Below are 23198 nucleotides of genomic sequence, written 5' to 3' on the forward strand. Positions count from 1 at the left end.
ATACCGACCTTATTCCGCCCACTGCCCCACCACAAGCGCACCCTTACCCAACTTTTTACTGGCGAGATAAAGCGTGGCCGGATATGACCTGAACTCTGGCTGCTCCTAACCTGTGCGCCCGGTGATGCGGCCCGCATAGTGAGCGTGGATTACTCACCACCTGGGAGGCCCTATGGCCAGTACCACTCCGGCAGGACTGCAGATCCGCCCCCGGCACATGGATTTCGACCTGCCCAATCCACTGCCCCGCCACTGGCACAGCGGCGATGCCTTCAAGAGCCATCTGTTCGACGCCATGTCCGTGCTGTTTCCGGATGGCGAGCGCTTCTTCATCGACTCGGTCAGGCACTTCCGTGATCGCATCGAGGATGCTCAGCTCAAGGAGCAGATCCGCGGTTTCATCGGTCAGGAAGGTCATCACAGCCGCGAGCACCTGGAGTACAGCCAACGCCTGCGCGACCTCGGCTACGACATCGAGCGCATCGAAAAACGGGCGCGGGCGCGTATTCGTTACACCCAGAAGAAGTTCTCGCCACAGCGCCAGCTCGCCGCGACCGCAGCCCTGGAGCACATCACCGCGATCATGGCCGACGGCCTGTTGCGCAACCCGCAGTACCTGGCTGGTGCCCAGCCTGAACTGGCGCGCCTGTGGCGCTGGCACGCGCTGGAAGAAACCGAGCACAAGGCCGTGGCGTTCGACGTCTACAACCAGGTATGCGGTAGCCGTCGGCTGTTGCGGCGAGCGATGATCATGGGCACCTTCTTCTTCGTGCTCGACACCACGCGCGGCCTGGCGCACATGCTCAAGGTCGACGGCCTGCTGTGGAACTGGCGCGTCTGGCGTGACGGCCTGCGCTGGATGTGGGGCAAGGAGGGCGTGTTCCGCCCCTTGCTCGCCACCTACCGCGACTTCTTCAAGCCCGGCTTCCACCCCTGGCAGCACGACAACCTCGACCTGCTGCACGCCACTCGTGTGGAGTTCGACGAAGTCTCTCCCTCCCAAGCCAGTGCCGCCTGAAGCCGCAGCCCGGACACCGTCCGGGCTACGCCCTCCTCCCCGTTACCCCAGCAGGAAACGCATCGCGTCTGCCGCGCTCTGCTCGGGAATCTCCTCCATGGGGATGTGCCCGACCCCCGGATAGACCTTGACCTGGATACCCGGCAGATCACGCTGCCAGAGCGGCACATGACGAGGCGAAATCCAGCGATCACGCTCGCCCCACATCAGCAAGGTGGGCGCCTGGATCTGTGCGACGCGCTGCGGTGTACCCGCCAGTTCGGTCTTGTTCACCTTCAGCAGCACACGGAAGATATCCATCATCGCGCGGCGATTGCCGGGACGACGCGACAGGTCGTAGTAGCGGTCGACCACGCCCGGCTTGATTCGTCCTGGCTCGCCGTAGACCTCCTTGATGCCCTGCGCGATCAGCGCGCGCGGCATCCACAGCGGCATCGCCAGAGTGGCACCGGGCAACGCTGCGGACGCGATCATCCAGGGCACCTTGGCCATGTGATAGCCGGCCGGATCGATCAGCACCAATTTGCCAACCCGCTGCGGCTGTGCCAGGGCGAAGTTCCAGGCGATATAGCCGCCGAGGGAGTTACCGGCGATATCGGCCTTGTCGACCTGCAAATAGTCGAGCAGCAGGCCCAGCACCCCGAGCATGCGCTCGGCCGAATATCTGCCATTCCGCGCCGGGCCGGTGAGGCCGAAGCCCGGCACGTCGAAACGGATGATGCGGTAATGCGGAGCAAAGGCCTGCACCCAGGCATCCCAGGTATGCAGCGATGCGACCACGCCGTGGATCATCACCAGCGCCGGCTTGTCGCGGCTGCCCTCGTCGCGGTAGTGCACCGTGAAGCCATCGAGCTCGATATAGCGGGAACCCTCGGCGGCATTGCCATAACGCGCCTTGAGTCGCTCCAGTGACAAGGCACCGAAGCCAAGCCGGGCAAAACCGGCAGCCAATGGGGGTTGCAGGGGCAAGCTATTGGCGGTCATGCGCGATACCTCGATTCTTGTTGGTGTGGCACCGATGAAAACATGGCACCTCAGCAAACGCTGCCCAACCTAGGTTGAGGCTGGGCACAACGAAGCGATCAACACATCACTCAGCACGGCCTTGGCCCGCTCGATCTCGGCACGGCTGGCGTTACGCCCGAGCAGATCGAGAGAGGCAGCCTCCAACGCCCAGATCAGCGCCTGGTAGACGAGCGGGTCGCGTGGTTGCAGCGCCGGCTCCAGCCGCTCGATCAGCAGCCGCCGCATCTCCTCGTGAGCACGCTGCCGGTGTGCCGCCAGAGGCGAGTCGGCGCGCAGAGCCTCTTGCTGCATCATGCGGATGATCGGCCCCACGGCCAGGTGATAGTCGAAGAAGCGACCGACCATCGCCCGCAACCAGGCATCGGAACTGCCGGCCACCTGGCGCATTTCGCGAAAGCGCGCCAGCAGGAGCAGTACGGCCGTCTGGTAGATGCCCTCGAGCACCTCCATCTTGTTGGCGAAGTATTTGTAGAAGGTACGCCGCGATACCTGAGCAGCTTCCAGCAGGTCACCGACGGTAACCTGCTCCAGGCCCTTGCGGGCGAACACCGCGATCGCAGCCAGCTGGATATGGGTACGCTGCAGATGCCCGACCAGCGGCCCATCGCCCGCGCGCTGGCCGGCGAGCGCGCCGTAACCGCCGAGATCCTCGAACACGGCCTGTACCGCCGCCAACTGCTCCATGCGATGCTCCCAACCAAGGCGCGGGTGACGAGCGGCCACGAGCTGAGTACGCTGGAGCCAACTGCCACTACGGATGATCACTGTGCCGACCACCCTAGCACGTCGCCTGCTCTGGCCGCTGGCCATCCTTTTGCTGGTCTGTGGGCCCTTGCACGCAGCCGAACTGTTCTACCTCGGCCAGCGCATCCCGGATCTCGACCGGCCCTGGCGCAGCAGTGACTATCAGCAATTGCTCGAGGCCCTGCAAAAAGTCGAGGGCAACCAGGCCAACGCCCTGCCCCGGCGCAGCGGCGAGTTCACCGGGCCGATCTACCAGCGCATGGTCTCACCGGACAACTTCCGCCCCCAGTTGAACATCTACGCACCGCTGGAACTGCGTCAGAACGAGGCGCGCGAAGTACTTTTCCAGCTCAAGGAGCTGATGCGTCTATACTTCGACTTTCGCGCCAAGCAGCAGCCCTATGCCGCGGAGGCCCTGGGGCTGATGAGTTATTCGCTGCGCCAGCAGGCGATTCTGTTCAGCCTGACCACCGAGTTCTGGATGACCCTGTCACAAACCGAACAGAGCAAACCCATACGCCTGCAAGGCCTGCAGGAAACCAAGGCGGCTGCGGCGATGCTGACCAGCAGCGCCCTGGACTACCTGAATCTCACCCAGGCCTTCGGCCGCGAGGAATTGCTGCTTTACAGCGCCGAGCTGAGCCAGCAATTGCCGGAACTGTTCGTGCATCTGCCAGCCGATGTGCAAGCCCAACTGCTGACACGCATCGAACAGACCAGTCAGCAACATCGCTACCCGCAAGTGCGCGAGAACATGGCCACGTTGCTACCGGTGTTGCGCCTCATCCACCAGGACGTGCTGGTCAAGCAGGCAGAGCCCGTTGCACCCAAACCCCAACCCAAGGTGCTGGATCTGACGCCACCGCCATCAGGCCAGTAGGCCCAGCGTCTTGGCTCGCGCGACAGCCTGAGTACGTCGCTCCACACCCAGCTTGCTGTTGATGTGCCGGGCGTGAGTCTTGACCGTATGCAGGGAGATGAACAGGCGCTCGCTGATCTCCTGGTTCGAGCAGCCGCGTGCGATCAACTGCAGGACAGCCAGTTCTCGGCTGCTGAGCTTCTCGGCCGGCGCAGCGAGTTCGACTGATGGCTCATTCGCCTGCGCGCACGGCAGACGCGCCAGCAAGGCATCGCGTACCGCGCTGGCGGGGCGCTCACGCAACTGGGCAGCGAGCCAATGTGGCTGGTGCTGCAGCAGCTCCTCGAATGGCAGCAAGGCGCCCCCTTGGGCAGCCTCCAAACAGGCATCGAGATACTGCCGAGCCTCACGGGCGTTGCCGGTCTGGTGCAGCAACTGGGCCAGTTGTCCCTGCGCCATCATGCCCACCAACTGCACGCCCATCGGCTGAGCCTGCTGCACCAGCGCGCGCAGGCGCCGCTCAGCCGCGCCGAGGTCACCCTGCAGGCGTTCCAGGGCCGCCACCTGCAACTCGATGTGCAGCACCAGTTGCGGATGGAACTCGGGGGCGGTAGTGCGCCCCTGCACGCCGTAGGTCTCCTCCAGCTGCGGCAGCCAGGCGGATGCCAGCTCGATCTGCCCCTGGCGCAACCACAGCTCGCACTTGATCAGCGTGACCATCGCCAGGTAATAGATCGCCGGCACATCCCAGACGTGCATCAGCCGCTCTACCTCACCCAGCAGAGCGAACGCTTCGGCACTGCGCCCATGGCGCCCCTCCAGACTGGCCATCACGCAGTAACCGATCAACACGCCGACATCGCGGCAGCCCCTGGCTTCCGCGACCCCGCGTTGCAAATGCTCCAGGGCGCTGTCCGGCTGCAAAAGAAGACTCTGCAGGTAACCCTCATAGATCTGCAGCCGCGCACGCACGGAGTAGTTGCTCTGTGCCGGCAACTCACGCAGGCAGTGCTGCCCCTGGTGCACCTCGTCGAGCGCACGGTGCACCTCGCCTCGCGCCTGCAGCACCCGCGCACGCTCGTAATAGGCAATGGCTTCGAACAACGGATTGCCCACCCGCTGCGCCAGCTCCAGAGCGTCACGATTGAGGCCACGGGCGCGCCACAGATCGCCGCGCACCACCGCCAGATTGGCCAGGTTGGCCAGGCACATGAAGAGCGGCCCGTAACGATCATTGCTCAGCCCAGTCAGCGCCTCGCTGGCCTGACGCTCGGCGCGCTCACCATCACCACGTCCACGGGCAATCATGCCATCCAGCGCCTGCCACTGGGCCAGCAGGCTGCGCTGCGTCACCGGGTCGGCTGCCGGCAGAAAGCGCCCGAGCTGATCGAGCAACTCCTGCGCAGCGTCCAACTGACAGGCCAGCGCCAGTGCCCAGCCATAGAGCATGATCAGACGCGGCGTGCTGGAGAGCAGGCTGTCCGGCAGGTTGGTCTTCCAGCGCAGCAACATGGCGATGTTCTGCTCGGCCAGCAGTTGCTCTTCGGAAAGGTTCTGCACCAGGCTGGCGGCAACATCGGTCTGCCCGGCCAGCAGCGCCTGTTCGACCGCTGCCTCGAGCAGGCCCTGGGCAGCGAACCAGCGACAGGCGCGCAGATGGGCACCGCCGCGCGCATACCCGGTCGCTTCATGCTGGCGAGCATTGAGCAGGTCGGAGAACAGGTGATGGTAGCGAAACCAGCGCCCTTGCTCGTCCAAAGGCACAAGAAAGACCTGGTTGGCCTGCAAATGGCGGAGGATCGCGGCGCTGTCACCGGCATCCCGCACGGCATCGCACAATTCTGCACAGAAGCGTTCGAGACAGGCCGTTTCCATCAGAAACTGCTGCACCTCCGCCGGCTGGCGCTCGATCACCTCTTCCAGCAGATAGTCGCGGATCAGCCCCTCACCACCGTGCAGCGGCAGGGGCTCGCGCGCGGCGCTCGGACAATCGTCACGCGCCAGCAGCCACAAGCGTAACCCCGCTACCCAGCCCTCGCTGCGCTGCAGGATGTTCGCCACCTGCTGGCGTTCGAAACAGGCGCCCTGACTGCTCAGCAAGGCGCTCAACTCATCGCTGGTCAGGCGTAGATCCTGCTCGCTCAGTTCCAGCAGCTGCCTCGACAGGCGCAGACGCGCCAGGTGCCAATCCGGACGCTGACGGCTGGTGACCAGCAGGAGGATGCCAGGTGGCAAGTGATTGAGGAAAAACTGCAGACACCGATCCAGTACGGCGCCCTGTGCCAGGTGGTAGTCGTCCAGCACCAGCAACAGGGGCTGGGATTCATCCAGCACCGAAGTCAGTTCGTCCAGCAAACCATCCAGCCACTGCTCGAATGCGAAAGGCTGGTGCCGCTGGCGCATTTTCAGCAGCCCCAGGGCCTCAGCGCCCAGCCCGGGAAAGAATTGCTGCAAGCCCAACAGCAAACGCTCGAGAAAGCGCCCGGGATCCCTGTCACGGTCGTTCAGACCGAGCCAAAGGCTGTGCCAATAAGCAGGTAGACGCTCGCAGAACTCGATGGCCAGGGAGCTCTTGCCAAAACCTGCCGGCGCGCAGACCAGCAGCAGACGCCCCTGCAGCCCATCTTCCAGGCGCTCACACAAGCGTGGACGAGAGACATGCCCGGCCGGCAGAGGCGGACGATAGAAGCGCGCCTCCAGGGGCGTGGCCGGGGCGTAGGGCAATCCTGGCATGCGAGAAAGGTCTGTCATCGGCCGATTCTTGGAAGCGTTATGGTCAGTCACTTGCGACCTGACCCCAGCCTAGCGACTTGCACGCCCCATTTGAAGGCTCCGCTACAGTCGGTAACGAAAAAGCCGGCACAAGGCCGGCTCTATCGTGTTGCTCAGCGAATCAGGCGTTAGCGAACGCCCGCCTGGCGGAGTGCCGCCGGGGTGTAATCGCTGCTGGAAGCCTTGTAGTTGAAGTTGTAGGACTGCTTCTCCTCGTTCTTCATGCCCAGTGCCAGGTAGCGGCCAGAGAGCAGGTCATACAGGGACTCCAGGGTGTACCAGGGCACCTGCTTGTCGTAGTAGTACTGAGCATGCGCCTCAGCCACGCGCCACAGGGTGCCACGACCGTCGTAGTGGTCGATCAGCGCGGCTTGCCAGGTGTCTTCGTCGATGTAGAAGTCCCGTTTGGCATAGATGTGGCGCTCACCCGCTTTCAGGGTTGCGGTCACGTGCCAGACGCGGTGCAGCTCGTAACGAGTCAGATCCTGATTGATGTGGCCGGCCTTGATGATGTCGGAGTACTTCAGGTTCGGCGAGTCGAGCTTGTAGGCGTTGTAGGGGATGTAGATCTCCTTCTTGCCTTCGAGCTTCCAGTCGTAACGATCCGGCGCACCGTTGTACATGTCGAAGTTGTCGGAGGTACGCAGGCCGTCAGCTGCAGTGCCCGGACCATCGTAGGACACCTGCGGAGCACGACGTACACGGCGCTGACCGGCGTTGTAGAGCCACGCCAGGCGCGGCTCTTTCACCTGGTTCAGGGTCTCGTGCACCAGCAGCACGTTACCGGCCAGACGCGACGGCGCGGTCACACGCTGCTTGAAGTAGAAGAGTACGTTGCTCTCCTTGCTCGGGTCGTAGTCGGTCAGGGCATCACGGAAGGTGAACTCGTCCTGGAAGTACACCAGCGAGTAGGAACCGTTGGCTTGCGGCGTCGCCTGGGTTACCAGACGGCTCACGCTACCACCGCGATAACGGGTGATGTGGTTCCAGATCGCTTCCAGACCATTCTGCGGAATCGGGAAGGGGTTGGCGGTCTGGAAATTCTCCAGACCGTTACCGCCTTCCACCAGCTTGGTGTTGACCGCGTTCTTCTTGGCTGCCTCGGCCACAGCGGCCGGCACGCTGGCCGAACGATGGGTCGGGTAGACCGGCATCTTGTAGCTGTCGGGGTAGCGCTTGAACATTGCCACCTGACCAGGAGTCAGCTTGTCCTTGTACTGATCGACGTTCTGCGCAGTGATGGTGAACAGCGGCTGCTCGTTGGCGAACGGGTCGGAAAGGAAACCCTTGCTGTCGACGGTACCGGCATTGGCCGGCAGGCCACCGTTCCAGGCCGGGATCGAGCCATCGGCATTACCGGCCATCTCGGCGCCCAGCGGGGTCAGTGTCTGCCCCAGCTTGGCCGCCTCGTCCGGCGCAACCGCTGCCATGACACTGGTTGCCAGAAGAGACAGTACCAGGGCCCCGCTTTGCCACAGTGTTTTTGTTGTTTTCATGTGCATTCTCATTCCTCGAATTCCTGGCCGCTTAGAAGTTCATACCGAAGCTGAGTGCAACAAAGTCGCGATCACTCTGGGTATTGTATTTGCCGCCGCCAAAGAAAGTGGTGTACGACAGGTCAGCGGTGTAGGTGTTCTGATACTCAGCATTGAGACCCAGGCTGACGGCTTTGCGCCCTTCTTCGAAATTGGCACCAGGGCCTGGAGAATAACCCTCGACGTCATGCGACCAAGCCACACTGGGGCGCAGGTTGATACCGGCGACAGCATTCGGATAGTCCCAGATGGCGCGGGCACGATACCCCCAAGAATTGGCGGTGGTAAAACCGTCATTTTCACAGTAACGGCTCACGTTCTCTGCAGTGGCGTTGCCCAGCGTCCCGGCATTGAGCGTCTGGCAAGTACCGTTAGGCAAAGGGCCGGGGCCAAATACGGGATCGCGCCCATAACGAGCTTCGCTATTACTTTCCAGCCCCCCCACATGCGTCCAACCAAGTTCACCCACCAAGGTAAGGCGGCTAGCACCCATTACCTGATCAAAGAAGTGGGTAAACGTAGTTTGCAGTTGAGTAATTTCTTTACGGCGATAGCCGTGAAGATCAGAGCCTGGCCTGCCTTGGAGTACCGATACGTTCGGGTTCAACGGCGTAATACCAGCGAATAGGATATCGGTAGTATTTAGCTGAACAGGTGCATTGGGCCGATAACTGACTTCACCACTCCAAGCTGTGCCAGTGGGAAGAGTGGTCGAAAAACTGAGACCATAGAGACGAATATCTTCAGGATACTCTACGAAATACTTCGAGTTACCAGCGACTACCAGAGGAGCCAGTTGCCCGACCAGCCCTGGAATTGCAACACCTGGTACACCTACACCGCCCAGCTGAGGCCCGAGACCACCCGGATTAAGAGGGCTAAAGAGCGCATAGACGGATGGATCGGCAGCAGCGCCACTGAATATCGGCAAACGGCTGTGGTAGTTCATCGCGTAGACCCCGAACTCAGTGTCGAGGGGTTCGAATAGATAGCGGAAGGCCATACCCCACTGCCCACTATCACGAGCATCACGATCCGCCCCACGGGCGACCAAAACGCCTTCGTCAGGGCTCCCCCAGGACACTCCATTATCTTTCAGAAGGTCGATCACACCGGGGGCCAATGGGCCTAGACCTGCCAATGCTTGGGAAAGCCCAACCTCTGAACGCAGAACAGCAAGGTTGTTATCACAACCGTCTGCAATCACGTCAGGTTGAGAGAAAAAAGTCCCACAGTTGTCAACAACGGTCTGATCCCACTCAATCTGGTAAAACGCCTCCATAGAGAGGTTGTCGGTCAGACTCTGGGAGATGAAGAACATATTGACGGGGATGAGACCTTCTTTGATCTCAGCCCCAGGCCGGCGAAATGCGGAAACATCAATAGGGTTGATTGCGTTAATGCCACCACCGATGAATGTGCTTTCACCCCAGTTAACGACTTGCTTACCGAGACGCACGCTACCTGGCATGTCCGCAATGGAATAGTTGTGATAGATGAACGCATCGAGAATTTCACCCCCCGAAGATTGGGCGCCCTCTTTGCGGTTGCTATCGCTGATGTCTTTGAAGGGGCGACTTTCATCTTTCAATTCGAAGTCGTACCAGTACTTACCTCGCACAAAGATACCGGTATCGCCGTACTTCAACTCGAGATCGTGGATGCCTTTGAATATCTTGGAGAAAGTTTCTCCGCGTTTGAAATTGAGGTGACCATCGTCGGAGGTCTGAGAAAGACCACGGCCACCGTTGTTGACGCCAATCAGATCCTTATCAGCCTTCTCGGTCGACCAACTGGCACCCACGGAGAGAGAAGAATCGAACTGCCCTTCGATCTCACCGATGTTAAACGTGACGCCGAATGCCGGGGCGGCGAGGGTAGAAGCGAGACTGACGGCCAACGGCAGTTTTGCCAGGCGCCAGTAGGGTGTTGTTTTTGTTGTCATCGACGCTACTCCATGTGTTTTTTGTTATGGATGCTTTGACTATAGCCAGCGGGTCATCCCGCTTGATCCCTCGAAAGAGTGATTTGCAGCCCTCAGACACTCTGGCTCGCAGGTCTCAGCACCTGCGATGAGTCAAGCATGGACGGGAAACAGCAATTAGCAAGCCAAACGCTTGTTTGACTGAGTGGTCACGCTGGCCACCCAGTCAAAATGCCCCTCACAAGGTGGAGAGGAAGGCGCTCCCCGCCTCCTGCCACTGGGCGATATCCAGGCGAATGCGCTTCTTGTCCAGCTTGCCGACACTGGTCTTGGGAATTTCAGTAACAAGCGCGATCTGGTTGGGAATGGCCCACTTATTGATGTGACCTTGCTCGACGAAAGGCTTGAGGTGCTCCTTGAGCCCCTTGGCATCCAACGCCTGGCCGTCACGCGCGACCAGCAGCGCGAAGGGACGCTCGCCCCACTGTGGATCGGGCACCCCGACCACTGCGACCTCACGCACGGCCGGATGACGACTGATCAGATCCTCCAGCTCCAGTGAAGAAATCCATTCACCCCCGGTCTTGATCACATCCTTGATGCGGTCGCGGATCTCGATGAAACCCATTCCGTCCAGGGTGGCGACATCGCCGGTATGTAACCAGCCATGCGCCCAGAGTTCTTCGCTCTTTTCCGGCTCGCGGAAATAGCCCTGGGTCAGCCAGGGCGCACGCAGCACCAGCTCGCCCTGAGACTCGCCATCGGCGGGCAGCAAATTGCCATCGCCATCCATGATCGCGGCCTCGACCAGCGGCACCGGGATCCCGGCCTTGATACGGTAGGTGGTGCGCTCGTCCTCGCTGCCGGCGCGCAACTCCTCGTTGAGGTAGCCACAGGAAATCAGCGGGCAGGTCTCGGACATGCCGTAGGCAGCGGTGAGCTGGATACCACGCGCCTTGGCCGTTTCATACAGGGAACGATTCAACGCACTGCCGCCGATGATCATCTTCATGCCGCCGAAATCATGCCCCTGCGCGCCAGGGGCATTGAGCAGCATCTGCAGAATGGTGGGCACGCAGTGGGAGAAGTTGACCTTCTCTTCCTTGATCAGCCGGCAGAGCATGTCCGGCTCGTAGCGGCCCGGGTAGACCTGCTTGACCCCAAGCAGGGTCGCCACATAAGGGACACCCCAGGCGTGAACGTGGAACATCGGCGTGATCGGCATGTACACATCGTCATTGCCGAGCAGGCGAATGCTGTCGAGCGCACTCACCGTAGCCGCCATGGACAGGGTGTGCAGCACCAGTTGCCGATGCGTGAAATACACCCCCTTGGGGTTGCCCGTGGTGCCGGTGGTGTAGAAGGTCGTGGCCACCGAGTTTTCATCGAAATCGGCGAAGGCATAACTGGGGCTGGCAGCCGCCAGCAGACTCTCGTATTCACCGACAAGATTCGGCAGCTCGGCGCTCTTGTCTTCGCCATCGGTCAGCAGCAGGGTTTTCTCGACCGAGGTCAGTTGCCCGGCGATGCCCTGATACAGCGGCACGAACTCGCTGTTGACCAGCACGAAGCGATCCTCGGCATGGTTCATGGTGTAGAGGATCTGATCCGGCGACAGACGAATATTGATGGTGTGCAGCACCGCGCCGAGCATGGGGATGGCGAACATGCACTCGAGATAGCGATGACTGTCCCAGTCCATCACGGCCACGGTATCGCCGGCTTTTACTCCGGCATCGCTGAGCACATTGGCCAGCCGCGCCACCCGCTCGTTGAAGGTCGCGTAGCTGTAGCGCAGCTTGTCGCGGTAGACGATCTCGCGGGTCTTCTCGTAGCGGCTGCCGGAAAGCAGCAGGCGCTTGATCAGCAGGGGAAAGTCATGGGCGTTGGCCGCCGCCGGGATGAGACGGGTCTGCAGCATGGGATCACCTTCTTATGCACGAAAGGAATCAGGGAATGCTGCGACTCTAGTGGGGCAAGCGGATGACAGAATCATCCCAAAGAATGATTTGTAGCGTGACCGCAACGAAGGAAACGGCCACGCCTGCTGCTTTCAGGTCATTTCACGACGGCTCGGATGCGGCTAGCGCATCTCGGTGAATGCCAGCTTCACGCCGATACCCACAAGCACGACACCCATGAGTCGGTCGAACCAGTGGCCCAGCCGAGCGAAACCGGCGCGCACGCGTTGCTGGCTGAACAGCCAGGCCACCAGGCAGAACCAGATGGCGGTGGCCATCGCCAGATAAAGGCCATACCCCGCCTGAATGGCAACGGGCGTATGCGGATTGATCACCACGGTGAACAGGGAGAGGAAGAACAGCGTGGCCTTGGGATTCAGCCCATTGGTGATGAAACCGGTGACGAAGGCGCTGCGGGCACTGCGGGGCTCGTCGGTCAGCGCCAACTCGGCTGCTGCTGGGTCGGCCGGGCGCGCCCTGAGGGCCTTGAAGCCGATGTACAGCAGGTAAGCCGCAGCCAGCCATTTCAGTGCGTTGAACAGCACGATGGACTGCGACACGATCAGGCCGATACCCAGCAACGAATAGGTCACGTGCACCAGGATTCCGCTACCGACGCCCAGCGCGGTGAAGACACCTGCACGTCGGCCGTGAGCGACGCTTTCCCGTACGACGATTGCAAAATCCGGCCCGGGGCTGGCCACCGCCAGCAGATGGATCAGGGCAACGGTGAGAAATTCGCTCCAGTACATGGCGGCTCCGCATCGACAAGGAAGGTCTGGTAGGCTCGCCAATCTACTCCTGCGACCCACCTGCGAAAAGGTACAGCTGATGAGCAACAGCGCACGCGCCGTCTTTCTCGACCACGCCTCCCTCGACCTGGGCGACCTGGATATGCAACCGCTGCATCAGGCCTTCGCCGAGCTGACCCTGCACGCGCAAACGCGTCCGGATCAGGTCGCCGAACGCCTGCAAGGTGCCCAGGTCGCCATCAGCAACAAGGTGCCGCTGGACGCCACCACCTTCGCCGCCTGCCCGGAGCTGAAGCTGGTATTGGTAACCGCCACCGGCACCAACAACATCGACCTGAGCGCTGCTCGCGAACATGGCGTGACCGTATGCAACTGCCAGGGTTACGGAACCCCGTCCGTGGCGCAGCACACCTTGATGCTGCTGCTGGCGCTGGCCACGCGCCTGCCCGACTACCAACGCGATATCGCCGCTGGGCGCTGGCAGCAGGCCAGCCAGTTCTGCCTGCTCGATCACCCCATCGTCGAGTTGGAAGGCAAAACGCTCGGCATGCTCGGCCACGGCGAACTGGGTAGCGCAGTCGCCCGCCTGGCCGAAGCCTTCGGTATGCGTGTATTGCTCGGGCAGTTGCCCGGCCGCCCGGCGCGCGCGGATCGCCTGCCCCTGCACGAACTGCTGCCACAGGTGGATGCACTGACCCTGCACTGCCCGCTCAACGAACAGACCCGCAACCTGATCGGCGCCAGCGAGCTGGCACTGATGAAACCGCGCGCCTTCCTGATCAACACCGCTCGCGGTGGGCTGGTCGATGAGCAGGCGCTGGCCGACGCGCTGCGCCGTGGTCATCTGGGCGGCGCCGCCACCGACGTGCTGCTGCAGGAGCCGCCGAAAGACGGCAACCCGCTGCTGGCGAACGACATCCCCAGACTGATCGTCACACCGCACAGCGCCTGGGGCAGTCAAGAGGCCCGGCAACGCATCGTGGGGCAGGTCGTGGCCAATGCCGCAGGCTTCTTTGCCGGTGCGCCAGTGCGGGTCGTCGGGTAAGCTTCGCGCCCCTTGTCAGCAGGCGTGATAGCGCCTGCTGCATGCTTCTTCCCGTAAACCGATGCACAGGACACCTCATGGATCCGCGAAGCGAAGTATTGCTGCGCCAGGCCGAATTGTTCGACGGCGAACTGCTACTGGCAGGCTTGCCGGCAGACGATCTGCTCGGCGTATTGCCACATGCCCAAGGCTGGAACTGGCATGCCGGTGATCAGGCACTGCTCGCGACACGCTTCCCCGGTCGCAGCCACTTCGACACCCAGATGCCGGCCGGTGACTATCGCGCGGCGGTGCTGTTTTTGCCGAAATCGCGCGAGCTGAGCGACTACCTGTTACAGGCCCTGGCCTCACGCCTGGCTGGCAAGCCGCTGTACCTGGTCGGGGAAAAACGCGCAGGCATCGAGCGTGCGGCGAAGCAACTCGAGGCTTTCGGCCGCCCCCGCAAGCTGGATAGCGCCCGCCACTGTCAGTTGTGGTGCGTAGAGGTGGAGCAGGTTCCTGAGCATCCCGACCTGCACGCACTGGCACAACACTATTCTTTGCCGCTCAGCGATGGCGCGCTGGAGATCGTCACCCTGCCTGGCGTATTCGCCCATGGCCGCTTGGATCGCGGCAGTGCGCTGCTGCTGGAACACCTGGATGGCCTGCCAGACGGTCATCTGCTAGATTTCGGCTGCGGCGCTGGCGTACTCGGCGCCGCACTCAAACGACGCTACCCGAGCAGCGAAGTGAGCCTGCTGGACGTCGACGCCTTCGCCCTGGAAAGCAGTCGCCTGACTCTGGCCCGCAACGGCCTTGAGGCCAATGTCATCGCCGGTACCGGCATCGAGTCGGCTCCCGAAGGGCTGAGCGCCATCGTCAGCAATCCGCCTTTCCATCAAGGCGTACACACCGACTACCAGGCCAGCGAGAACCTGCTGACCCAGGCCAAACGCCATCTGCTCAAAGGTGGAGAGCTGCGCCTGGTGGCCAATAGTTTTCTCAAGTATCCCCCGCTGATCGAGCGTCATCTCGGCCCCTGCCACACCCTTGCCGAGGCCGACGGTTTCCGCATCTACAGCGCACGCGGCTGAATGGACTTGCTCCTGAGCAGGCGCTTGGGCACAATTGCGCCCGTCCTAGGGGAGTAGTCTCCCGCGAGCGCCCTGCTCGCCCGGCATGCGTCAACACACTTGCTCCGCAGAGCATGGCGCATGCGACCTAAGGCCTTCTTAGAGAGGCCCGCGGTTTGACAAGACCTATGACACGCACAACCTCACCCGGGGCGGGAAGGTCGTTCGTGTCATACGCCGTGTCGACCCGCCCCTTTAGGAAACCTGATGCTGGAATCCCTGTTCGTCCCCACCTTCATCGTTGCCCTCGCCGAGATTGGCGACAAGACGCAACTGCTCGCCTTGCTGCTGGCCGCCCGCTTCCGCCGCCCCTGGCCGATCATCTGGGGCATCGTTGCCGCCACCCTGGCCAACCACTTCGCAGCAGGCGCCGTGGGCAACTGGGTTGCCGGCTTCTTCTCGCCCGCCACCCTGAGCTGGATTCTCACGGCCAGCTTCGTCGCGGTGGCCATCTGGACGCTGATTCCGGACAAACTGGACGAAGATGAAGAGTCGGGTCTGAAAAAATACGGCCCATTCCTCACCACCCTGATCGCCTTCTTCCTTGCCGAAATGGGCGACAAGACCCAGGTCGCCACGGTAATGCTGGCCGCTCAGTACCCGCATTTCGTTCTGGTCGTCATGGGCACCACGCTGGGTATGCTACTGGCCAACGTGCCGGTCGTGCTGGCGGGCAACTTCGCAGCCGATCGCCTGCCGCTGGCCCTGATCCGCCGCCTCGCGGCCTGCGCGTTTGCCGTGCTGGCGGTGTATGCGGGCTATCAGGCCTTGAAACTCAGCGGGCTCATCTGACGATTCACTGACGCCACCTGTACGTCATTTCGGCCAATTTCTGCCACCTCCCGGGCACTTAGAGTGCGCAGCACATCACAGTGCCGCCACGCACGTCTCGGGAGGAAGGCATGTCATTGGAAGAACACAAGAAGGTGGTGCGCCAGCATATCGACCTGTCCTGGAATAGAGGTCGACTGGCCCTCGCCGAGCAACTGCACAGCAGCGACTTCCTCTATAAAAGCTCTTTCACCGGCGCCGCACTCGACAGTGCCGGCTTCGCGCATCTGGTGGAGGAAGTCCGCCAAGCCATGCCGGACATTCAGGTGGTGCTCGAGGAATGCATTGCCGAAGGCAACAAGGTGTTCACTTGGAGCACCATGATCGGTACGATCGAGCGCCCGGCCTTTGGCTATCCGGCCAGCGACCGGGTGCTGAGTATTTCAGCCATGGCGTTCTGGACTCTGAATCACAGCGACGAAATCCAGGAAATCTGCACCATGTTCGACATGGAGAGCTTTCGCGCGCAGTTGGGCCTGGAAACCCGCCCCTTTGCCGACAAGGCGCTCCCCTGAGGCAGCGCCTTGGCCTGTTACTGACCTGCCTTGGCCTGCTGATAGAGCGGCATGACCTTGGGAATCGCCGCCTGTAGAGAGGCGATGCGACTGCTGGACGACGGGTGGGTGCTCATGAACTCGGGCGGCGCATTGCCACCGGCGGCCTCCATCTTCTTCCACAGCGAAATCGCCGCATTCGGGTCGTAGCCCGCACGCGCGGCCAGTTCGAGCCCGATCAGATCGGCCTCGTTCTCGTTGCCCCGACTGTTGGGCAGCGTCAGGCTGTATTCGACCACGGTATCGGCAAGTGCCAGGCTGTCCTGCCCCAGGCCCAACAAGGCCCCCGCGCCCTGCTTGGCCATCTGGATGCCATAAGCCTTGGACATGGCCTCGCGGCTATGCTCGCGCAATGCGTGAGCCATCTCGTGGCCCATGATCGCGGCGATCTCGTCATCACTCAGCTTGAGCTGCTCGATGATGCCGGAATAGAAGATGATCTTGCCGCCCGGCCCGCAGTTGGCGTTGAGCTCGGGGCTCTTGATCAGATTGACCTCCCAATTCCAGTTGGCCGCATCTGGCCGAAAGCGCGGCGCCTGCGGGATCAGCCGATTGGCCACGGCCTGCACACGCTTGGCATTGGCGCTGGTCTTGTCCAGAACACCTTTGCTCGACGCCTCGCTAAGCGTCTGCTGATAAGACTGGGCGTACATCTGATTGACCTGGTCGGCTGACAACATGCTGAACATGTACTGCTTGCGCTCCACGCCAACGGCGCCACCGCTGGTGGTGTTGACCGCCTGGCAGCCGGCCAGCAGCAAGGCTGCCGCCAGCCCACTCAGGGTAAGTGACTTGTTCATCCACGACTCTCCGAGAAAACGAGTTCGTATGCTAGGTCGCGGTGACCAGGCGAGCAACCTGGCGACTTGCGCAATGGCGGCGGGCCATCTTTGCTGAGTGATGGCGAATGTAAGAAAGCAGGTGCTAGAGAATGGTTGCGGCTCAGGATTTTTCCCCCGCAGCCGATTCAGTGGTGAGACCTATCTGCGTCCGGAGCTGCAATGAAGTTCAAGTCGATCAAGTTCTCCGTGGCCCTGCTCGCAGGCGCCAGCGTATTGGCCGTGGTAGCCGCACTGGTGTTGTACGCTCTTTTCGCCAGCAGCCGCAGCCAGGCACTGGTGGAAAAACGCACGCACGCCCTACTCGAACGAGCCATCGAGCAGCGCCTGATCACCCTGGTTCAGGGACAGGCCAGCGTGATCCAGCGTGAGCTGGATGTGCCGCTGCAAATCACGGCCGACCTCGCGCGCCTCAATGCCATGCTCGGCATGACCGACAGCAATGGCAGCCCCCTGCTCAGCATCAGCCGTGAGGAGCTCGCCAGCCTGGTGCACGAGACCACGGCACAAAACCCCAAACTGCTGGGCAGTTACATCGGCTGGGAACCCAACGCCTTCGATGCCAGTGACGACCTGTATGCCGGCAAGAAAGGTGATGGTTATGACGGCACCGGGCGCTTCCTGCCCTGGTGGTTCCGCAATGCCGACGGTAGCCTGGGCATCGATGCCATCGGTTCGATGGAAAGCGAGGAACTCCTGCCCACCGGCGTACGTGCCGGTGAGTACTACCTGTGCGCCAAGGAGCGCAAACGCCCCTGCGTCATCGATCCGGCGCCCTATGACGTAGGCGGCAAGATGACCATGCTCGCCTCGTTCACCTCGCCGATTCTGGTCAACGGCGAGTTCCGCGGCATCGCCGGTGCCGACCTGGCCGTCAATTTCATCCAGGATCTACTCAAGCAAGCCGACGCGCAGCTCTACGACGGCGCCGGCGAACTGGCCTTGATCGCCGGCAACGGCCGCCTGATCGCCTCCACCCGTGCTCCGGACAAACTCGGCGAGCCGGCCACCGTCCTGCTCGATGCCAACGAACTGGGCAACCTGGGCAAGCTGCAACCGGGCCAGCCGATCTACTCCATCGACAACCCGGATGATCCCGAGCACAGCCATATCGAACTGTTCCTGAGTTTTGCCATCGGCCAGAGCGATGCACGCTGGGTGCTGATGCTGTCGCTCCCGGTGCAGGTGGTGATGGCTGACCTCAACAAGATGCAAGGCGAACTGGCCCAACAACGCGACGCTGACACCTTCGGCATGACCCTGGTCGGCCTGCTGATCGCGGCGATGGGCCTGCTGGTCATCTGGCTGGTGGCACTGGGCATCGCCCGACCGCTACGGCAGATGGTGAACATGCTGGACGACATCGCCAAGGGCGAAGGCGACCTCACCGTGCGCCTGAAGGTCGATCGCGCCGACGAGCTGGGGCAGATCGCACAAGGTTTCAACGCCTTCCTGAGCAAGCTGCAGAGCATGATCGGCCAGGTCGTGGTGTCGGTACAGAAGGTCAGCGACTCGTCCGAGCACACCGCCGATATCGCCATCCGCACCAATCAGGGCATTCAGAAGCAACTGGCGGAAATCGAACTGGTGGCCACCGCCGTGCATGAAATGACCGCTACCGCCCAGGATGTGGCGCGCAACGCCACCCAGGCGGCCGAAGCGGCCAACCACGCCGACCAGGCCGCCAATCAGGGCAAGCAGGTGGTGCAACAAACCTCCACCGCCATCGCCGCCCTGGCCAGTGAGATCAGCCGCGCCGTCGGGGTGGTGCAGAACCTGGCCAAGGACAGCGAGAACATCAACGCCATTCTCGTCGCCATCCGCGGCATCGCCGAGCAGACCAACCTGCTGGCCCTGAATGCCGCGATCGAAGCCGCCCGCGCGGGCGAACAAGGCCGAGGCTTTGCCGTGGTCGCCGATGAAGTGCGCAACCTGGCACAGAAGACCCAGCAGGCCACCGAAGAAATCCAGAGCATGATCCAGCAGCTGCAGCAGGGCACGCGGGACGTGGTCAAGGTAATGGAGCAGAGCCAGAGCAAGACCGACGACAGCGTGCGACATGCCGGTGAAGCCGCCAGCTCGCTGGACGCGATCACCCAGGCCGTCTCGGTGATCAACGACATGAACACGCAGATCGCCAGCGCCGCAGAGGAACAAAGCGCCGTCGCCGAGGACATCAACCGCAACGTCACCAACATTGGTCAGGTCGCCAACGAAGTGGCCGGCGGCGCCGATGAGGCCAGCCAGGCCAGCGCCGAGCTGACCCAACTGGCCGAGCAGCAGCGACGCCTGATCAATCAGTTCAAGGTGTGAACATCAGGCAGGAGCCCATGGCGCCGGCTCCTCGCCTTTGAATCAGGCGGCATTCAGGCAGGCGTCAGACACTCTGGCGCATCCAGCTTGGGATCGTTGACCAGGGTCGCCAGAGCACGTTCGCGCAACGCCGCCTGAGGCGCATTCAACAGAGCCTGCAGCGCCTGCGGCGAGGCATCCGGGTTTAACCACAGCGCCTGTTCGTCCTCGTTGAGAATCAGCGGACGGCGCTGCGAAGCGGCCGCACGGGTAATCAGCGCCACACTCAGGTATTCGTGCCCGCTGACCGGATAACGCTCCCAGAGTCCGGCGAAATAGAGGATCGATGCCTCACCAGTGATCCAGTACGGGCGCTTGCGCCCTGCCCCACGCCATTCATAGAAGCCATTGGCCGGGATCAGGCAGCGACGCTCGCGAAAGCTTTCACGGAACATGGGCTGTTCGGCCAGGCTCTCGGCACGGGCATGGGCCGGGCTCTTCGACAGATCCTGCAACCAGGCCGGCGTCAGCCCCCAGCGTCCGCGCGCCAACTCCGCCCCCTTCTCGCCGACACGCACCATCAGTACCTGGCTGCCAGGCGCCAGGTTCCAGTGCGGCTGCTGATCATCGGGAAAACCGGGCTGCGCCGCGAAAGCAGGCGACCAACGGAACAGGGCGTAACGTCCACACATGAAACGACTCGACAGGCAGGGGCGCGTCAGCAGAGCAACACACCCTGGAAGGACTCCGGCTCGTCACCGGGTACAGGTTGCGCGGCATTGTACTCGGCGATCAACAGGCGTGCCCGCTCGGCATCCGCGTCACCCACCACGAGCCCCAACAGACCGCAGGCCGGCAATTCCCCGACGGCACCGACCAGATGCTGGCCGAGCAGATGCGCAACCACGCCTTCACTGGCGAGCATGTCCACCAGCATTTGCCCTTCCAGCAGGTTTTCCGGCTCGTAGATTCGCTGCATCAGTCGTTCTCCGCACGCACGTCGAGCTGCCAACGCTCCCCATCGGTCTGCAGTTCGAACTCGATGGGCCGGCAGCACACCGGGCAGTCTTCGATATAGGCCTGATCGCCAGCGGAGAGGTCGAGCACGGTCTCGACCCATTCACCACAGTAAGGGCAGGCATAGGCCTCGGTTTCCAGCATCGCGGTCTCCTTGTGACTTGGCGGTATAATCGCTGGTCTATTGCTGATCCTGCCTGGCAGGCTCGCCACTTTTAACCTTAGCCGTTCTAGATCAAGAGAGCATGATGGGCGCATTCGATGCCATCCGACCCTATTCCGACGACGAAGTGCGCCCCGTACTGGCGCGATTGCTCGCTGACCCGGCGTTTCTCGGCACCCTCACCCGCTTCCGCTTCCCGCGCCTGGCCGGGCCGTTCGGCTGGCTGCTCAAGCCGCTGATCGCGGCACGCCTGCGCAGCGAGTTCGCCGGGATCGACTCGGTCGCCAAGCTGCAGGACAAGATCGAGCCCTATGTCGACCGCAGCATCGAGCAGGCCACCGACGGCATTACCTACTCGGGGCTGGAAAGCCTGCAGGCAGGCAAACCCTATCTGTACCTGGCCAACCACCGCGATATCGTCATGGATCCGGCCTTCGTCAACTACGCCGTCTACCATGCCGGCCTGCAGACCCCCCGCATCGCCATCGGCGACAACCTGCTGCAGCGCCCGTTCGTCAGCGACCTGATGCGCCTGAACAAGAGCTTCATCGTGCACCGTTCGATCAGCGGTCGGCGCGAGAAACTGGCGGCGTACCAATTGCTGTCGGCCTACATCAACCAGTCGATCCGCGAAGACGGCGAATCGATCTGGATTGCCCAGGCGGAAGGCCGAGCCAAGGACGGCGATGATCGCACCGATTCGGCCATCCTCAAGATGTTCCACATGAGCCGCAAGGACGAAGCGTTCGCCGAAGTGATCGACTCGCTCAACCTGATTCCGGTGTCGATCAGCTACGAATACGACCCCTGCGACCAGGCCAAGGCGCGTGAGCTGAGCATTCGTGCGGCCACCGGCAGCTACACCAAGGCACCTGGCGAGGACGATGCCAGCATTGCCCTTGGCATCACCGGCTACAAGGGCCGCGTGCACCTGCACTTCGGCGCACCGGTCGCCGGGCGCGAAGACACCAAGCAGCTTGCCCAGGAAATGGATCGGCAGATTCTCGGCCATTACCGTCTATTCCCGGCGCACTACCTGGCCTACGCCATGTGGCAGGATCGTGAGCCGGAGCTGCCGGTGCCGGCTGCCAACGAAATCTTCGCCGCCGACGAACTGGCCAAGGCCGAAGCCGAATGGCGCAAGCGCCTGGCGGCGTGCAGCGACGAGGAAAAACCTTACCTGATCCTGCAATACGCCAACCCGGTGCGTAACCAGTATCGGATCAAGGCCGGCCTGCCGCTCTGACGGTTGGCGCAAACGAAAACGGCAGCCCGATGGCTGCCGTTTTTCATTCTACGGATCGCATCACAGGCGCGTGCTGAACCACGAAAGCAGCAGCGCACCACCCAGACATAACCCACCGAATCGGTAGAAGAAGCGGTTCAAGCGCAACGTGCGCGTTGAAAACAGGCCACTCACCTGCTGGCAATCACTGTCGGACAGCAGGCGGGCAAGGCCACGCTGCTCGCGCAAGCGCGTCATCACCCAAAGCCAACCCCCGGCCAGCGCGAAGAACAGCGCCAGACCGTTGAGCGCCATGGCGGGATACGCGAGCAACAATGCCCAGAATGCTTGCAGGGACATGCCGAAAACCTCGTGAACCGCATGGTGCATGCCTAGCCCCAGGCGCACCAAAACGGGGAAAAGTGGCCGCAAAACGATGAGAAAGGCCTTCCAGGCTGCGGCGCAAAACGTCGCGCAGTTTACCGAAAGGCTGCTTTTAGAAAGTTCGTTTCCGACGAACGTAGCGCGCTATCTCGAAATCGTCTGAAAACTGTCACACGCCTGGCCTAGGGTTTGAATCACTCAACGTGACTCAGCAGTCACACCTGCATTGGAGCCGCACCCTTTAAGTCCGAGGAGGACACCGCCATGCTCAATCCGCAACCGCTGGACCGCGATTACCTGATCGACTCGCTGGACGACGTGGAAGCCGTGGTCGACGAACTTTCTTTCAACGTTCAGGATCAGCATTGGCTGGTCTACTGCTCTCTGGGCGGACACGAGCACTATGACTTGCCGGACATCGACAACCGTACCGGCATGAGCCTGCCGGAGCTTTACCACGAAGCGGCCTGATCCCTGCGCCAAAGAAAACGCCCCGCGATGCGGGGCGTTTGCGTATCTGGGCGCTGTTACTGAGACAGGATCTGGCCGATGGTCGGATCCTTGAACGCGCGGGTCAGCGCATCACTGAGCACATCCCCCACCAGCTTGGTGTTGGTCTGCTGATTCGGCGCAGTACCGAAGCGCTGGTTCAGCGAAGCACCATAACGGCCCGTATAGCGACGGCTGGAGTTCTGCACGTCGGCGCGAATCGAGGCGGAAATATCAGCCTCGGTGACGTACAGGCCTTCCTTCGGCGACTGGTACTTGAGGTCAGCCAAAGTGATGGTCAGTTGCGGCGCATTGTAGGCATTGGGCGACGGGGTGAAGCCAAGCAGACGCACTGCGGCCTCAGCCTCGGCCTGCAGCTTCGGCAGCACGTAGTCGCTGCTGACGCTGATGGCGCTGGTTTCCGGGTACAGACCACCACGCGTGCCGAGTACCGGCGAAGAACGACCGTCGACCACACGCACGACCACCGGCTGGCCCTGACCGACCGGGGTCAGCGAGCTGGTGAGCTTGGGTTGCGGGGTGAGTTGCTGAGGGCTGAGGGCACAACCGCCCAGCGTCAGGCTGGCGGCGGCAAGCAGGGCGAACAACGCACGATGCAGCATGCTCGATCTCTCCGAAAGGGATGGCAAAAAGGT

At 62.1% G+C, this 23198-nt stretch carries 22 protein-coding genes and 1 riboswitch; of the genes, 9 read left to right on the forward strand and 13 right to left on the reverse strand.

The genetic code is table 11. The annotated features are described in order from the left end of the window. The first annotated feature begins 172 nt into the window (after positions 1-172). Positions 173-1018, forward strand: coding sequence for a metal-dependent hydrolase (locus tag ACODS1_RS17075; RefSeq protein ID WP_489086593.1), 846 nt, complete (start codon positions 173-175; stop codon positions 1016-1018). 42 nt (positions 1019-1060) lie between these two features. On the opposite strand, the gene ACODS1_RS17080 is transcribed toward ACODS1_RS17075, so the two are convergent. After that, complete coding sequence (locus ACODS1_RS17080; protein WP_489086594.1) at positions 1061-2002, reverse strand: alpha/beta fold hydrolase; 942 nt, start codon at positions 2000-2002, stop codon at positions 1061-1063. Positions 2003-2071: 69 nt separating this feature from the next. Then, positions 2072-2728 (reverse strand): TetR/AcrR family transcriptional regulator, encoded by a 657-nt coding sequence (locus ACODS1_RS17085; RefSeq protein WP_322980975.1) that lies wholly within the window; start codon positions 2726-2728, stop codon positions 2072-2074. A gap of 73 nt (positions 2729-2801) precedes the next feature. On the opposite strand from ACODS1_RS17085, the gene ACODS1_RS17090 reads away from it, so the two are divergent. Then, positions 2802-3668: a hypothetical protein gene (locus tag ACODS1_RS17090; protein WP_489086595.1), complete on the forward strand. Its 867-nt coding sequence runs from the start codon at positions 2802-2804 to the stop codon at positions 3666-3668. Here the strand turns inward: ACODS1_RS17090 and ACODS1_RS17095 are convergent. The 5 genes from ACODS1_RS17095 to ACODS1_RS17115 all read right to left on the reverse strand — a co-directional run bounded on the left by ACODS1_RS17095 (position 3657) and on the right by ACODS1_RS17115 (position 12591). Beyond that, positions 3657-6398: a winged helix-turn-helix domain-containing protein gene (locus ACODS1_RS17095; protein WP_489086596.1), complete on the reverse strand. Its 2742-nt coding sequence runs from the start codon at positions 6396-6398 to the stop codon at positions 3657-3659. The two genes, ACODS1_RS17090 and ACODS1_RS17095, sit on opposite strands and share 12 nt — an antisense overlap. Before the next feature lie 149 nt (positions 6399-6547). Beyond that, positions 6548-7915 (reverse strand): DUF1329 domain-containing protein, encoded by a 1368-nt coding sequence (locus ACODS1_RS17100; RefSeq protein WP_489086597.1) that lies wholly within the window; start codon positions 7913-7915, stop codon positions 6548-6550. A gap of 31 nt (positions 7916-7946) precedes the next feature. After that, the gene (locus tag ACODS1_RS17105; protein ID WP_489086598.1) at positions 7947-9899 is read right to left on the reverse strand and encodes a DUF1302 domain-containing protein; all 1953 of its coding nucleotides are present in this window, start codon (positions 9897-9899) and stop codon (positions 7947-7949) included. A gap of 217 nt (positions 9900-10116) precedes the next feature. Beyond that, positions 10117-11799: a fatty acid--CoA ligase gene (locus ACODS1_RS17110; RefSeq protein WP_489086599.1), complete on the reverse strand. Its 1683-nt coding sequence runs from the start codon at positions 11797-11799 to the stop codon at positions 10117-10119. A gap of 162 nt (positions 11800-11961) precedes the next feature. Next, the gene (locus ACODS1_RS17115) at positions 11962-12591 is read right to left on the reverse strand and encodes a LysE family translocator (protein WP_489086600.1); all 630 of its coding nucleotides are present in this window, start codon (positions 12589-12591) and stop codon (positions 11962-11964) included. A gap of 79 nt (positions 12592-12670) precedes the next feature. On the opposite strand from ACODS1_RS17115, the gene ACODS1_RS17120 reads away from it, so the two are divergent. The 4 genes from ACODS1_RS17120 (at position 12671) to ACODS1_RS17135 (ending at position 16094) form a co-directional block, all read left to right on the forward strand. After that, a complete protein-coding gene (locus tag ACODS1_RS17120; protein ID WP_489086601.1) occupies positions 12671-13636 on the forward strand; it encodes a 2-hydroxyacid dehydrogenase in 966 nt (321 codons plus the stop codon). A 77-nt stretch (positions 13637-13713) separates the two neighbouring features. Next, complete coding sequence (locus ACODS1_RS17125) at positions 13714-14709, forward strand: methyltransferase (RefSeq protein ID WP_489086602.1); 996 nt, start codon at positions 13714-13716, stop codon at positions 14707-14709. Between the two features lie 36 nt (positions 14710-14745). Then, positions 14746-14911, forward strand: a riboswitch (yybP-ykoY riboswitch). A gap of 47 nt (positions 14912-14958) precedes the next feature. Beyond that, entirely contained in the window at positions 14959-15540 is a 582-nt protein-coding gene (locus ACODS1_RS17130) for a TMEM165/GDT1 family protein (protein ID WP_322981015.1), read from the forward strand. Positions 15541-15650: 110 nt separating this feature from the next. Next, positions 15651-16094 (forward strand): ketosteroid isomerase-related protein, encoded by a 444-nt coding sequence (locus tag ACODS1_RS17135; RefSeq protein ID WP_322980984.1) that lies wholly within the window; start codon positions 15651-15653, stop codon positions 16092-16094. 17 nt (positions 16095-16111) lie between these two features. On the opposite strand, the gene ACODS1_RS17140 is transcribed toward ACODS1_RS17135, so the two are convergent. Next, complete coding sequence (locus tag ACODS1_RS17140) at positions 16112-16933, reverse strand: M48 family metallopeptidase (RefSeq protein ID WP_489086603.1); 822 nt, start codon at positions 16931-16933, stop codon at positions 16112-16114. 201 nt (positions 16934-17134) lie between these two features. On the opposite strand from ACODS1_RS17140, the gene ACODS1_RS17145 reads away from it, so the two are divergent. Beyond that, a complete protein-coding gene (locus ACODS1_RS17145; protein ID WP_489086604.1) occupies positions 17135-19285 on the forward strand; it encodes a methyl-accepting chemotaxis protein in 2151 nt (716 codons plus the stop codon). Positions 19286-19338: 53 nt separating this feature from the next. Here the strand turns inward: ACODS1_RS17145 and ACODS1_RS17150 are convergent, their stop codons facing one another. From ACODS1_RS17150 to ACODS1_RS17160, 3 genes are read right to left on the reverse strand one after another with little or no spacing between them, the layout of a single operon-like run. Continuing rightward, positions 19339-19956: an SOS response-associated peptidase gene (locus ACODS1_RS17150; protein ID WP_489086605.1), complete on the reverse strand. Its 618-nt coding sequence runs from the start codon at positions 19954-19956 to the stop codon at positions 19339-19341. 26 nt (positions 19957-19982) lie between these two features. After that, positions 19983-20243, reverse strand: coding sequence for a putative signal transducing protein (locus ACODS1_RS17155; RefSeq protein WP_489086606.1), 261 nt, complete (start codon positions 20241-20243; stop codon positions 19983-19985). Next, on the reverse strand, positions 20243-20425 hold the full coding sequence (locus tag ACODS1_RS17160) for a CPXCG motif-containing cysteine-rich protein (RefSeq protein WP_322980989.1): 183 nt from the start codon (positions 20423-20425) through the stop codon (positions 20243-20245). The genes ACODS1_RS17155 and ACODS1_RS17160 overlap by 1 nt, the downstream gene beginning before the upstream one ends. Positions 20426-20529: 104 nt before the next feature. Here ACODS1_RS17160 and ACODS1_RS17165 point away from each other — a divergent pair, with 104 nt between their 5' ends. Then, positions 20530-21690, forward strand: coding sequence for a 1-acyl-sn-glycerol-3-phosphate acyltransferase (locus ACODS1_RS17165; RefSeq protein WP_489086607.1), 1161 nt, complete (start codon positions 20530-20532; stop codon positions 21688-21690). 60 nt (positions 21691-21750) lie between these two features. Here the strand turns inward: ACODS1_RS17165 and ACODS1_RS17170 are convergent, their stop codons facing one another. Next, the gene (locus ACODS1_RS17170; protein WP_489086608.1) at positions 21751-22029 is read right to left on the reverse strand and encodes a hypothetical protein; all 279 of its coding nucleotides are present in this window, start codon (positions 22027-22029) and stop codon (positions 21751-21753) included. 288 nt (positions 22030-22317) lie between these two features. Here ACODS1_RS17170 and ACODS1_RS17175 point away from each other — a divergent pair, with 288 nt between their 5' ends. Further along, on the forward strand, positions 22318-22524 hold the full coding sequence (locus tag ACODS1_RS17175) for a hypothetical protein (RefSeq protein ID WP_322980992.1): 207 nt from the start codon (positions 22318-22320) through the stop codon (positions 22522-22524). 56 nt (positions 22525-22580) lie between these two features. On the opposite strand, the gene ACODS1_RS17180 is transcribed toward ACODS1_RS17175, so the two are convergent. Then, positions 22581-23165, reverse strand: a complete 585-nt coding sequence (locus ACODS1_RS17180; protein WP_322980993.1) for a YajG family lipoprotein — start codon at positions 23163-23165, stop codon at positions 22581-22583. Positions 23166-23198 lie beyond the last annotated feature (33 nt).

The organism is Pseudomonas sp. FG29, assembly GCF_057809355.1.

What these genes read in the sequence shown, in the direction of transcription:
- ACODS1_RS17175 (WP_322980992.1), top strand. Translation starts at nt 22,318, where the DNA reads ATGCTCAATCCGCAACCGCTGGACCGCGATTACCTGATCGACTCGCTG.
- ACODS1_RS17080 (WP_489086594.1), bottom strand. Translation starts at nt 2,002, where the DNA reads ATGACCGCCAATAGCTTGCCCCTGCAACCCCCATTGGCTGCCGGTTTT.
- ACODS1_RS17150 (WP_489086605.1), bottom strand. Translation starts at nt 19,956, where the DNA reads ATGTGTGGACGTTACGCCCTGTTCCGTTGGTCGCCTGCTTTCGCGGCG.
- ACODS1_RS17110 (WP_489086599.1), bottom strand. Translation starts at nt 11,799, where the DNA reads ATGCTGCAGACCCGTCTCATCCCGGCGGCGGCCAACGCCCATGACTTT.
- ACODS1_RS17165 (WP_489086607.1), top strand. Translation starts at nt 20,530, where the DNA reads ATGGGCGCATTCGATGCCATCCGACCCTATTCCGACGACGAAGTGCGC.
- ACODS1_RS17160 (WP_322980989.1), bottom strand. Translation starts at nt 20,425, where the DNA reads ATGCTGGAAACCGAGGCCTATGCCTGCCCTTACTGTGGTGAATGGGTC.
- ACODS1_RS17090 (WP_489086595.1), top strand. Translation starts at nt 2,802, where the DNA reads ATGATCACTGTGCCGACCACCCTAGCACGTCGCCTGCTCTGGCCGCTG.
- ACODS1_RS17180 (WP_322980993.1), bottom strand. Translation starts at nt 23,165, where the DNA reads ATGCTGCATCGTGCGTTGTTCGCCCTGCTTGCCGCCGCCAGCCTGACG.
- ACODS1_RS17135 (WP_322980984.1), top strand. Translation starts at nt 15,651, where the DNA reads ATGTCATTGGAAGAACACAAGAAGGTGGTGCGCCAGCATATCGACCTG.
- ACODS1_RS17085 (WP_322980975.1), bottom strand. Translation starts at nt 2,728, where the DNA reads ATGGAGCAGTTGGCGGCGGTACAGGCCGTGTTCGAGGATCTCGGCGGT.
- ACODS1_RS17140 (WP_489086603.1), bottom strand. Translation starts at nt 16,933, where the DNA reads ATGAACAAGTCACTTACCCTGAGTGGGCTGGCGGCAGCCTTGCTGCTG.
- ACODS1_RS17095 (WP_489086596.1), bottom strand. Translation starts at nt 6,398, where the DNA reads ATGACAGACCTTTCTCGCATGCCAGGATTGCCCTACGCCCCGGCCACG.
- ACODS1_RS17120 (WP_489086601.1), top strand. Translation starts at nt 12,671, where the DNA reads ATGAGCAACAGCGCACGCGCCGTCTTTCTCGACCACGCCTCCCTCGAC.
- ACODS1_RS17155 (WP_489086606.1), bottom strand. Translation starts at nt 20,243, where the DNA reads ATGCAGCGAATCTACGAGCCGGAAAACCTGCTGGAAGGGCAAATGCTG.
- ACODS1_RS17145 (WP_489086604.1), top strand. Translation starts at nt 17,135, where the DNA reads ATGAAGTTCAAGTCGATCAAGTTCTCCGTGGCCCTGCTCGCAGGCGCC.
- ACODS1_RS17075 (WP_489086593.1), top strand. Translation starts at nt 173, where the DNA reads ATGGCCAGTACCACTCCGGCAGGACTGCAGATCCGCCCCCGGCACATG.
- ACODS1_RS17170 (WP_489086608.1), bottom strand. Translation starts at nt 22,029, where the DNA reads ATGTCCCTGCAAGCATTCTGGGCATTGTTGCTCGCGTATCCCGCCATG.
- ACODS1_RS17115 (WP_489086600.1), bottom strand. Translation starts at nt 12,591, where the DNA reads ATGTACTGGAGCGAATTTCTCACCGTTGCCCTGATCCATCTGCTGGCG.
- ACODS1_RS17125 (WP_489086602.1), top strand. Translation starts at nt 13,714, where the DNA reads ATGGATCCGCGAAGCGAAGTATTGCTGCGCCAGGCCGAATTGTTCGAC.
- ACODS1_RS17105 (WP_489086598.1), bottom strand. Translation starts at nt 9,899, where the DNA reads ATGACAACAAAAACAACACCCTACTGGCGCCTGGCAAAACTGCCGTTG.
- ACODS1_RS17100 (WP_489086597.1), bottom strand. Translation starts at nt 7,915, where the DNA reads ATGAAAACAACAAAAACACTGTGGCAAAGCGGGGCCCTGGTACTGTCT.